Source organism: Paenibacillus polysaccharolyticus (genome assembly GCF_023714295.1).
Taxonomy (GTDB): Bacteria; Bacillota; Bacilli; order Paenibacillales; family Paenibacillaceae; genus Paenibacillus; species Paenibacillus polysaccharolyticus_A.
The window spans coordinates 199736-212181 of the sequence record NZ_JAMAUN010000004.1; the positions used below are offsets into that span (position 1 = coordinate 199736).

The following is a 12446-nucleotide window of genomic DNA, read 5'->3' on the forward strand; positions in this document are numbered from 1 at the left end:
CCAGATCACCAAATAATGAAACGCGATCCCCTGAATTTTGTTGCGGTGTAAGACTGAATCTCCGTTTGAGTCCGTTCAAGAGCGTTACTTAAAGCTCCATTAAAGTACTTTATTCGGGCTTCGTATGATCATGCCCATCCTCTTTCAGGACATTGCCCATATAGATACGTATCGTTGAGCCTTGTTCTACTCTTGCTCCTGGTTTAGGTGCCTGATTAATTACGTATTTGCCACTTCCCGACTTCGCCAGCATAAAATTCATGTTGAGATCCTCGTACAAATCTTCCACCGTAGCCCCAGTAAGATCAGGAACCGTCACAATTTTGGTCTCCCCATATTTATACTCTTTGGCGAGCTGGTCCTTACGCACAGGCACATTCATATAATGGAGCGAATCTTCCAAAATATTTTGTACGATTGGGGCTGCAACGACACCGCCAAACTGAATTCCCTTTGGATTGTCTACAGCGGTGTATACTACGATCTGCGGATCATCAGCCGGAGCAAATCCGATAAACGAAACGATATGCTCACTCGACGAGTAGCGCCCGTTAATAACTTTCTGGGCTGTACCTGTTTTACCTCCAACCCGGTAGCCATCGATAAATGCTGGACGCCCTGTTCCTTTGGCCACGACACTTTCCAACGCTTCTCGTACTTGCTTGGACGTATCTTCCGAGATGACTTGACGTACGAGTTCAGGCTTTACTTCTTCAAGCACCTCTCCGGTTTCTGGATGTACCCATGCTTTCGTAACGTAAGGTTTATAGAGCTTCCCACCATTGATGGCAGCCGATACCGCTGCTACTTGTTGAATAGGGGTCACGGATACCCCCTGCCCAAAGGCCGTTGTTGCAAGTTCAACAGGACCTACATTTGCTAATTTAAAAAGAATACCGCTTGCTTCTCCGCTAAGATCAATCCCGGTTTTGGCACCAAAACCGAAATTTTTAATGTAGGAGAACAACGACTCTTTACCCAGCTTCTGCCCCAAAGCAACAAATCCAGGGTTACAGGAATTCTCCACCACCTGAAGGAAAGTCTGGCTTCCATGTCCGCCTTTTTTCCAACAGCGCAAGCGTGCTCCGCCAACTTCAACAAACCCGGGATCAAAAAATTGATCCTGCTGCAGGTTTACCTTTTTTTCTTGCAACGCAGCAGCCAGCGTAATAATTTTGAAAGTCGAACCCGGTTCATACGTCATCCAGATGGGCAAGTTCCGGTTATAAATCTCGGAAGGATATTGCTGATAATCTGCCGGCTCGTAACCCGGCCTGCTAGACATCCCTAAAATCTCGCCTGTTTTGGGATTCATTGCAATAGCCAAAGCGGAATTGGCCTGAAACTTGACCATGGCTTGATCCAATTCCCGTTCCATAATCGACTGAATGGATTTATCAATAGTCAGCTTGAGGTTAAGCCCGTCCTTCGGTTCCACATACTTCTCAGATGAGCCCGGCATGAGCCTTCCGGCCGCATCGGACAAGTAGGATACACTGCCATTTAAACCATTCAGCTTGTCATCATATCTCTTTTCGACACCAGTCAGTCCCTGATTATCAATCCCTGTAAATCCGAGAATATGAGCAGCCAGGTCATCATACGGGTAGAAACGTTTGTTATCCTCGGCAACAACGATACCCGGAAGCTTCAAATCACGGATGCGCTGAGCTTTCTCCATCGTAATTTTGCGGCCACCGGGTTGTAGTCGTACAATCAATTCTCGTTTCTTGATGGTTGCCAGCACTTTCTCTTCTGTCATACCTAATAGCGGGGCCAGCGACTTGGCTGTTGTCTCCGCTTCCTTCACTTGAGCCGGGATCGCCATGATCGTTGGGGTTGTCACATTGTAGGCTAGAGAAGTTCCGTTTCGATCCAGAATCTCTCCCCTTTTAGCCGTATACGGAATGTTACGACGCCAAGATTCCTCCGCTTTGGCTGACAGCTCCGGCCCTTCCCCCAACTGTACATAAGCAAGCCTAATGACCAAGGCCGAAAATAACATAACCAGAATCAACAAACTCCATAGCAATCTGCGGCGCAGATTAACACTTGTTCCCTTCACGAAAAGATCCCCCCACTCGTCCCAAAATCATGAACTGTCTCATTCATGAATATTCAGGACAACCGGGGGTTAGAACAAGCTGTCTATGCGGTCTATGGCAGGGAGGCCCCTTCACTAGCTGGTTTACCAGATGTTTCGTCTTGACCCTTTTGCTTGTCAGACTGACTCTGATTCAAGGTACTTCCCGGCGGTTCATCTCCATCCGTTTTACCCTCATCAGCTGTTTTCGTGTTTTTGTCTTGGTTCTTCGCATTCGGATCAGAAGAGTCCGGTGCTTCATCAGCAATACCGGTTACCGCTGCCTTCGCTGTCTGTAAGGTTAGCTGCACCGTTCGTTGCTCACCCGACACCTGCTCCTTCTGTTTCACGACGTATCCTTCACCCTTGACTGTCACGCCTACCTTCATCAGTGAAAGAACCTCCAACGCATCACGGAGAGATTCACCCGTTAGATCTGGAATCTTCATTTTGCTGCTCTCTTCTGTCAGTAAGTAGACTCGTTGGCCTGGATTCATCGAAGCACCCGCTTGCGGGTACTGGCGAATTACATTCTCACCCTGACCAAGCGTGACATAAGCAATTCCGGAGCTGAGAAGCTGGCTTCTGGCCTGTTTAGCCGTTTTACCACTCAAGTCCGGAGCCTTAGCTTGTACAACAGCTACGTCTTTTGATTTTTTGTCTGTCGATTTGGCTGTATCTTTCGGTATGCCCATATATTGCAACGTCTGGCTTACAACCTTTTTGAACACTGGAGCCGCTGCAGTTCCTCCCCCAATGTTTGTGCCATCTGGCTGGTCAATCACAATCAACATCGCAATCTTCGGATTGTTGACCGGTGCAAATCCAATAAACGAAACGACGTCTTTGTTTTTGCTATATTGACCGTTGATAACTTTTCGCGCTGTTCCTGTCTTGCCTGCAACCCGGTATCCTTCAATATAGGCATTACGTCCTGTACCAATAGTCTGATCTGCTACGACTTGCTCCAGATACCCGCCAACAAGCTTGGCCGATTCTTTCGAGATGACCTGTCGAATCACTTTTGGCTTGATCTCTTCCGTTGTGCCATCATTCGGATTCATAATCTCCTTCACGAGATGAGGCTGGAGCAACTTACCGCCGTTTGCGATCGCCGAGATGGCAGATAACTGCTGGATCGGAGTCACTTGTACAAGACCGTGGCCATAGGCAGCGGTAGCAATCTCTGATTTGTATACCAGGGGTTTGATTGGCGAAGCCGCTTCACTAGGCAGGTCAATGCCCGTCTTTTTACCAAAACCGAATTGATCGATATAGTGACGTAGCCGCTCTCCCCCAAGCATGTTGTACCCCAGATTAACAAAAGCGATATTACTGGAGCGTTTGACACCTTCAAGGTAAGAGATTCTTCCGTACGTATGTCCGTTATCACTAATCGGAAAACCGCCGATGTAAATACGCTTGGATTCAAACGTTGCATTCGGATCAAACAGCTTTTCCTCTACGGCTCCCGCAAGCGTCACAATTTTGAACGTGGAACCTGGTTCATAGATCGACTGCGTGGCATGGTTGATAAAATTTTTCTGATCCGGCGTGCTCGCATACGTATTCGGATTAAAGGTCGGCCAGTTTGCCATCCCCAGAATCTCCATCGTGTTTGGGTCAGCCGCGATGACGGTCATACTTAGCGGGTTATATTTCGCAATCGTCTCTTTCATTGCACTCTCAATATAAAACTGGATGGTATCGTCAATCGTAAGTTTCAGGTTTTTACCATTTTTTGGAGGTAAATAGTTATCCTGTGAATCCGGAAGTTTAATGCCTTTGGCATCCTTCTGGTAATTCAGGAAACCATCTGTGCCTGTCAGCACATCATCATACGAGACTTCAAGCCCATTGACAGCTTTGCCATCACGACTCATATAACCTAGCACATGAGAGGCCAGAGATTCTTCCGGATAAAAACGTTTGGATTCCTGCGTCATGACAATCGCGTTACCCGCCTTATACTGATCCTGTAGCTCTTCACGCAATGCTTTGACTTTTTCCGCGAGCTCAGGACTAATCTTATATCCTTCACTGCGTACTTCACGTTGTTGAAAAAAATCGCCATCACTTTTTTTCGCTGTAACGAGAGCACGCATCTCACCCTCATTTTTCTTGAGTAGTGCCGATAGCTTATTGGTCACTACGTCTTCAATACCTAGTTGATTAATCAAAAGCGGATTAACTGAAACGGTATACGCTGGCGAATCCGTTGCAAGCACATTCCCATTTCGATCCATAATCGTTCCGCGAGCAGCCTTAATTGTCTGTTCTCTTTCAATAAGACCAGCCGCACGTTCTTGCCATATCCCACCATTGACTACCTGAATAAAAAATATACGGGTTACGAGTACAAGAAAAAAGAGGGTAATGAATCCCCCTATTAACAACGTGCGCATTTTTATTCTTTTTACCATCGATACACCTCTTTACTTGCTACTGGTTGCCTTCGAGGATGATTCAGTACCTGTCGATGTATTCGTTGTTGAGCGAGGTACAAAAATAACATCCTTGTCGGAAGCTTCTACGTAACCCAGCCTTTTTGCATTCTCCACAACCTGATTATTCAATGTTTCTCTCTCTACCTGTAAGTCGGCAATGGCTCTCTCAGCCTCTTTAATTTTTACAATGGTTGACTGAGCCTGCTTATTCAGTTCATAAATATGAGCGTAACGAGACATCAGCGCACCACCAACAACAATGACAGCGAAGAGTGTGATCAGGTATAAAAACTTTTCGCGAGCTGGCAGACCTGTGCGACGTGTCACGACTTTGGTTGTTTCCTTGTACCTCTGCTGTGTTACACGTTCCTGGGCTTTTTCTTTGACCGCTAGATTGCCGCGTGTATATGCCATTCGAAGGCTCCTCCTCCACTTTTGTTCTACAATTTCTCAGCTACACGCAGCTTGGCTGATCGTGCACGAGAGTTCTCGGTCAGTTCCGCTTCTGTTGGAATCAGCGGTTTTCGGTTGACGAGACGTAAAGTCCCTTTCCCACCGCATACACATAACGGAAAGTCAGGTGGACATGTACATTTTTCAAGATAGCTGCTGAAGATCTGTTTACATATCCGGTCCTCAAGGGAGTGGAAGGTGATAACAGATACGCGCCCCCCTGGCGCTAAACAACGAACAGCCTGATGCAGTCCTTCTTCAAAAGCCCCCAGCTCATCATTTACAGCAATACGCAACGCCTGAAAACTTCGCTTTGCAGGATGTCCTCCTGTACGGCGGGCTGCTGCAGGAATACCTTCTTTGATCAATTCAACAAGTTCGCCTGTCGTTTCGATCTCAGACTGACTACGATGATTCACAATAACACGAGCAATCCGTTTGGAAAACTTCTCTTCACCATAGCGATACAGAATTCGCGCAATCTCTTCTTCAGGCCATTCATTCACAATCTCTTTAGCCGTCAGAAGTGCATCCTGGTCCATACGCATATCAAGCGGCGCATCGTGATTATAACTGAATCCACGTTCTCCTTCGTCAAACTGTGGTGATGACACACCAAGGTCATACAGAATTCCGTCAACCTGCGGTACACCATCCTTCATAGGAACATCGAGGTCTTTGAGGACCTGCTCCAAATCTCTAAAATTGGTTTTCACCAATGTAACCTGGTTTTCATAAGCAGCGAGCTTCTCGCGTGCATTGTCCAAAGCCCAATCATCCTGATCAAGTGCGATCAGACGTCCCCCCGGACCTAGCTTGGATGCAATCACGGAACTGTGTCCCGCCCCTCCTAAAGTGCAGTCCACGTATATACCGTCCTGCTTGATGTTTAATCCCTCGGTTGCCTCTTCTTTGAGTACGGTTATGTGGTGAAACAACCTGCACCCCTCCTTACTTTATAAGTCAAAATTGAAATCGACCAGCTTTTCGGCAATGTCGTTGAATGCTTCTTCGGATTGATTGAAATAACTTTCCCATATGCCTTTGCTCCAAATCTCCACCCGGTTCGACACGCCAAGAACAACACAATCCTTGTCCAATTTGGCATACTCTCTCAGGTTACCCGGCAGATTTACCCTGCCCTGTTTATCCAGTTCGCATTCAGTTGCACCTGAGAAAAAAAACCGTGTAAATGCACGTGCGTCGGATTTCATCAGCGGCAGTGCTTTGAGTTTCTGTTCCATGACCCCCCACTCCTCCATGGGGTACACGAAAAGACACTGGTCCAAACCTCGTGTGACAACGAAAGTGGAACCAAGAGATTCGCGGAATTTAGCCGGAATAATGACCCGGCCTTTATCATCAATGCTATGTTGAAACTCGCCCATAAACATTGCCGCACTCACTCCTCACCCATTTCCCCCACTTTGCCCCACTTTCCACCACCTAAGCATAATAGATTCGGTTAAAAAAATCAAAACCCTTCTTGACTTTTCTGTTTTTTTATTTAATTTCATCAAAAAAACGCCTTCGATCCTGTCATTCAGGACCAAAGACGTTTCCCGGTTACGGGCGATCGTATGTGCACCCGTACATGAGCCATATCGTCAATACACCATTCTACTACTTTTGAAACAGTTTAGCTGTTTGTAATTATTGGATAACTTTTAAAATTTCCAACTATCCAAGTATTTTTCTTGCTCAGCGGACAAGGAATCAATGGCAATATTCAGGCTTTCCAGCTTGTAACTCGCCACTTGCTGGTCAATATCATAGGGAACATTAACTACGTTTTTGCCCAGAGATTCATAGTTTTCACTCACATAACGCAAACCCAGTGCTTGCAGTGCAAATGTCGTGTCCATGATCTCGGCCGGGTGTCCGTCAGCGGCTCCCAGATTTACCAAGCGTCCTTCCGCGAGAAGATACATTTTACGACCATCTTTGAAACGGTATTCTTCAATGTTGCGGCGCACGGTACGGATGGACTCGGAACGTTTGGCAAGCTCCGGTTTGTTAACCTCAACGTCGAAGTGACCTGCATTACTAAGAATAGCTCCGTCTTTCATAACATCGTAATGTTCACCTGTAATAACGTCCTTGTTGCCAGTTACCGCAATAAAGAAATCACCCAATTTTGCTGCTTCCAGCATCGTCATAACCCGGAAACCATCCATATGCGCTTCCACGGCTTTGATCGGGTCAATTTCAGTCACAATGACATTAGCACCCAAACCTTTTGCGCGCATGGCCACACCCTTACCACACCAGCCATACCCAGCTACGACAACATTTTTACCTGCAACTACCAGGTTCGTTGTCCGAATGATACCGTCAAATGCAGACTGCCCCGTGCCATAACGATTATCAAACAGATATTTGCAATAAGCGTCATTTACTGCAACCATCGGGAATTTCAGTTGTCCTTCTTTCGCCAAGGCTTTCAAACGGATAATACCTGTTGTCGTTTCTTCCGCGCCCCCGCGAATCGTAGCCGCAAGATCAGGACTTTCGGAAGCAATGATGGTTGCGAAATCCCCACCATCATCAATAATGAGATCAGGCTTTACTTCAAGAGCACGGAGTTGCAGTGCTTTGAATTCAGCTGGCTCAGGATTATATTTCGCATAAACAGTCACACCGTCTTCTACCAAAGCCGCACATACATCATCTTGAGTAGACAGTGGATTACTGTGCGTGATCGTCACTTCAGCCCCACCAGCCTGAATGACTTTAGCCAGATATGCGGTTTTAGCTTCCAGGTGAAGACAAATCGATACCTTCAAACCTTTAAAAGGCAAATCCTGCTCGAATTGACGCCGAATACGGTTTAACACCGGCATATGTGCCTCGACCCAATCAATTTTCAAATGGCCCTCAGCAGCAAGTCCCATATCTTTAACGATGCTGTTTTGCAATGCAGATGTGGTCACATTATTTCCTCCTTCAATGTGTTTCTTCTATTATAAAGATCAATATAATCTAAATAGATACTTACATGGGTATAACCTTGTGTTCTCCCCGGAAGTCAGCAGATGCTTGAATCAATTCCTCAATCCAGTCGGTTCCATAACGATTCAGGTAAAAGAGTGCATTATGTACTCGTTCCTGGGGTTTACCCATTGGGAAAAGAGCATTCTGAATACCGTTCCAATGCCTCAAACTCACTTGATGTTTATCCTCAATGGCCTTACGAGTCTGACGCTCCAGATACTGAATCTGTTCGTTCATTTTGGCCAAATTCGCTTCACCTATCCGGTTCAATCCGGGATGCACTTCTGAAACCTGATCCAGCAACGGACGATAGAGTGTCATAAACTGCTCACGGATCTGGGTGAACTGCTCATCAACCTGGAATGTTTCCTGCTGAGCCAGCCACAGTGCTTTCTTTTCTTCCAATTGGTTCTGTACATCCTGGAAAGAAAGTCCGTATTGTTTCATATATTTGGACTGCACATCCTCCATAATAGTGAAGGAGAGACGTGGCAGCAATATTGGCATTTGTAGACCAAAATTACGGAATGCTTCTCGGGTCAGACCCCAATATGCAATTTCTCCATGCCCTAAAATAACCGCCGCCACAGGTAGCAGTGAGTCTTGCATCAAAGGCCTGGTGAGTACATTGTTACTGAAACGATCAGGATGATCCTCCAATTCTTTCAACAAGCGCTCCTCCGTAAAAGATACCAGCGCTTTACGGTCTTGATACAGATTATCTTTCAGCGTTAATAACAAACGGGTTCCTTCATGAATATAAAAGAGATTGGCCCCGTCTTCAGCAACTTCTGCTGGCATAGAATAACCCGCTTGTTCTACAAGCGATGCTCCTTGCAAATAAGCTTCACGTAACGAATCATTTTTCCGGATCATTCGCTCGAATATGGGCTTTTCTAACTTACGCAATTCAGGGTCAGCAGCATCCATAAGTACCAATCCAGTGTCTGCAAACAAAGCTGATATCATTCGCGCAAACGCATCACTTAGATTAGTGCTGCTCTGATGGATTTCTGTAATCAGCTTGATCAACCCCGGCTTATGAATGGTATCAGGCAATAATTGTTCTACTTGCTGCAGTACCGTCCTCCACTGATCCCACTTCACTTCCACACGACTTACCGAATCTCTACCTTTGAAATGTCCTTGCAGTTTGATTTTGTGAATCTGTCCTTGCGTATCAGGCAAATACGTATGATTTACTTCATCCCAGTCATGGTCTTCACCTGCAATCCAAAACACAGGAACAACGGGACGTTTCAACTTATGTTCTGCTTCACGCGCGGCTGCGACTACGCTGGCCGCCTTGTATATCACAAACAATGGTCCAGTGAACAAGCCGCTCTGTTGTCCCCCTGTAACGACGAATGCATCCTCTTCAACAAAACGGGTAATTGAAGCATGAACCTTGTCATGATCATTTACTCGCTTATTATATAAACGTAAATACGCCGCCAGTTCACGACGGTCAACACGTGTATGCTCCGATTGTTTCAGCCATTCAGCACGCGCGTGGAGGCCATTTTCCCAGCGAATGTCATATTCATAAAGGCTTCGCGCAGCATCTGCCCTACAGATATAATCCTCTGCCAGCTTTGATCCGCTGCGGAGCGCCTCGGTAATCCCTTTCATGAGGTCTGCCTCCTATTCTGCTTCTAAAGAGCCTTCCTTGATTGTACCGAATTCAGTAGCTCTTCGTCAAAGCAAAGTCACAAATAATATAAAAAAAACCGCCGATTTAAATCGGCGGTTATGATGTATATAATAGCATATTCGTTTTCGAAACTATTATACGTAAGGTTCTGCAACCCAGTGTCCTTTGGAAACCTCAATCAATTGAGCATTTTCCAAATTATACGGGTCATTTTTAGGAACGCCCGAAGCATTCTGGATTGGTCCGGATTGTTCATCTGGCAACAAAATGCGGCGTTTATTTGCTTCTACTTCCGGATCTGGAACAGGAATAGCAGAAAGCAATGTTTTGGTATATGGATGAATCGGATTGGCATACAATTCTTCACTCTCAGCCAACTCTACCACTTTACCCATATACATAACCGCAACGCGGTCACTAATATGTTTAACCATGGACAAGTCATGCGCGATAAAGAGATATGTCAATCCGAGACGCTGCTGCAACTCCTCAAGCAATTTAACGACCTGAGCTTGAATGGATACATCCAAGGCAGAAAGCGGCTCATCACAGATGATAAATTTAGGATCAACCGCAAGGGCACGCGCAATCCCAATCCGCTGCCTTTGTCCACCAGAGAATTCATGCGGATAACGCAAAGCATGACTTGGATTAAGACCTACGAGATCCAGCAGCTCTTCTACCCGTCTCTTACGTTCTTTAGAGCTAGTTGCAAGCCCGTGAATATCCAAAGACTCACCGATGATATCCATAACGTTAAAACGCGGATTTAGTGAGGCATATGGATCTTGGAAAATCATTTGCATGTCTTTACGCATTTCTTTCATCTTGCGTGGAGACAATTTGTAAATATCCGTACCGTTGAAGTTCACACTTCCGCCAGTTGGCTCATAAAGTCGCAGAATTGTACGTCCAGTTGTCGATTTACCACAACCTGACTCACCTACAACACCCAGTGTTTCTCCTTCAAAGATGTCAAAGCTCACGTCATTTACAGCTTTGAGAATATTGCCTTTGCCAAGGTTGAAGTATTGTTTCAGGTTTTTCACTTGAACCAAAGGTTTGTTACTTCCTTTGACAATACCTGCCGGAGTTGGTTTTTCTTTTTTCGGCTCGTCCAGACGCGGAAGAGCGTTCAACAATTTAATCGTATAAGGATGCTGCGGGTTACTGAAGATTTCAGCCGTTGTTCCTGTTTCGACAACTTCGCCTTCCTTCATGACAACCACACGGTCACACATGCCGGCTACAACGCCAAGATCATGCGTAATCAGCATAATGGATGTTCCAAGCTTTTTCTGCATGTCTTTCATGACATCCAGAATTTGAGCCTGAATAGTAACGTCGAGTGCCGTTGTCGGCTCATCCGCAATCAGCAAAGATGGACGACAAGCGAGTGCAATTGCAATCATCGCACGCTGACGCATACCACCAGAAAATTGGTGCGGGTAATGATTCATGCGAATCGCTGCATTTTTGATACCTACAAGTTCAAGCATCTCAAGGGCAGCTTTGTTCGCTGCCTGCTTGGACATATTTTGGTGTTTACGCAATACTTCCGTAATCTGTTTACCAATTTTAATTGTAGGATTCAAGGAAGTCATTGGATCCTGGAAGATCATACCGATATCTTTACCACGAATGGATTCCATTTGTTTATCTGTCTTATTCAGCAAATCCTGCCCGTGAAACGTAATCTCTCCGCTCTTAACTTTCGAAGGCGGGGAAGGGATCAATTTCATGATCGTCTGAGCGGTAACACTTTTACCACTACCGGATTCACCTACGATCCCTAGCGTTTCTCCTTTGCCAATTTCGAAACTCACATTTTTAACGGCATCAAATTCACCCGAGCGTGTCGAAAACGATACACTTAAGTCTTTGACTGTTAAAATCGGCTCCATAATCCCACCTCCTCTTTCTATTTACGTAATTTCGGATCAAGTGCGTCACGCAGTCCATCACCGAGCAAATTAAATGCAAGCATTGTAATAACCATCAAACCAGCCGGGAACCACATCCGCCAAGGATACAGCGTCCAGCCTGTAAGTGCGTCATTGATCATCGATCCAAGGGAAGATCTTGGTGCGGATACACCTAGACCGAGGAAGCTCAGGAATGCCTCAGCAAAAATCGCATTTGGAATAGACAATGTCAAAGTAACGATAATCGGTCCGACTGCATTTGGCAACAAGTGGCGGAATAATTGACGTCCAGTACTTGCACCCATCGATCTTGCAGCAAGGATAAAGTCTCTATTTTTGAGTTGCATAATCTCACCACGTACAATCCAGGACATACTAATCCAGCCTGTAATGGTAAGGGCAATAATAATCGTTGTAAGACTTGGCTCCAAAACAACCAGCAACAGGATAACAACCAGCATGTAAGGCAAAGAGTACAAAATCTCGGAGAACTTATTCATAACTCCGTCAACTCGTCCACCGTAGTAACCCATGATCGCACCGTATATAACCCCGATCACAAGGTCAATCAGCGCCGCAGCAAGACCTACTGTCAAGGATACACGTGCGCCGACCCATGTTCTTACCCATACATCACGACCCAGATCATCCGTGCCGAACCAGTGTTCCGCACTGGGAGCAGCATTCGAATTAAGCAAGTCATTAGAATAATAATTGTACTTCGTAAACAAAGAAGTTGGTCCAAATATAGCAAACAGTACAACAAGCACCAGCACACTTAGGCTAATCATTGCAGCTTTATTCGTTGCCAGTCTGTACATCGCGTCTCTAAAAAGGGAAATACTTTCTTGCGGCTTCACCGCTGCCTGACTGTTCAGGTCAGTGTTCGC

At 45.8% G+C, this 12446-nt stretch carries 9 protein-coding genes; all 9 read right to left on the bottom strand.

The features are described from left to right. Positions 1-109: 109 nt before the first annotated feature. The 9 genes from M3629_RS13575 to M3629_RS13620 all read right to left on the bottom strand — a co-directional run bounded on the left by M3629_RS13575 (position 110) and on the right by M3629_RS13620 (position 12434). Positions 110-2065, bottom strand: coding sequence for a stage V sporulation protein D (locus M3629_RS13575; RefSeq protein WP_251507137.1), 1956 nt, complete (start codon positions 2063-2065; stop codon positions 110-112). A 92-nt stretch (positions 2066-2157) separates the two neighbouring features. After that, the gene (locus M3629_RS13580; RefSeq protein WP_251507140.1) at positions 2158-4506 is read right to left on the bottom strand and encodes a penicillin-binding transpeptidase domain-containing protein; all 2349 of its coding nucleotides are present in this window, start codon (positions 4504-4506) and stop codon (positions 2158-2160) included. 12 nt (positions 4507-4518) lie between these two features. Next, positions 4519-4944, bottom strand: a complete 426-nt coding sequence (locus tag M3629_RS13585; RefSeq protein ID WP_251507143.1) for a hypothetical protein — start codon at positions 4942-4944, stop codon at positions 4519-4521. Between the two features lie 26 nt (positions 4945-4970). Further along, positions 4971-5921 carry a 16S rRNA (cytosine(1402)-N(4))-methyltransferase RsmH gene (rsmH, locus tag M3629_RS13590; protein ID WP_251507145.1) on the bottom strand — a complete coding sequence of 317 codons (951 nt, stop codon included), beginning with the start codon at positions 5919-5921 and terminating at the stop codon, positions 4971-4973. Positions 5922-5939: 18 nt separating this feature from the next. Next, complete coding sequence (gene mraZ / locus M3629_RS13595; protein ID WP_154888632.1) at positions 5940-6377, bottom strand: division/cell wall cluster transcriptional repressor MraZ; 438 nt, start codon at positions 6375-6377, stop codon at positions 5940-5942. A gap of 273 nt (positions 6378-6650) precedes the next feature. Beyond that, positions 6651-7916 carry an adenosylhomocysteinase gene (locus M3629_RS13600; protein ID WP_251507147.1) on the bottom strand — a complete coding sequence of 422 codons (1266 nt, stop codon included), beginning with the start codon at positions 7914-7916 and terminating at the stop codon, positions 6651-6653. A 61-nt stretch (positions 7917-7977) separates the two neighbouring features. After that, entirely contained in the window at positions 7978-9609 is a 1632-nt protein-coding gene (bshC, locus tag M3629_RS13605) for a bacillithiol biosynthesis cysteine-adding enzyme BshC (protein ID WP_251507149.1), read from the bottom strand. 156 nt (positions 9610-9765) lie between these two features. After that, the gene (locus tag M3629_RS28410) at positions 9766-11535 is read right to left on the bottom strand and encodes an ABC transporter ATP-binding protein (protein WP_285888707.1); all 1770 of its coding nucleotides are present in this window, start codon (positions 11533-11535) and stop codon (positions 9766-9768) included. Positions 11536-11552: 17 nt separating this feature from the next. Beyond that, positions 11553-12434, bottom strand: coding sequence for an ABC transporter permease (locus M3629_RS13620; protein WP_420848955.1), 882 nt, complete (start codon positions 12432-12434; stop codon positions 11553-11555). Positions 12435-12446: the final 12 nt, after the last annotated feature.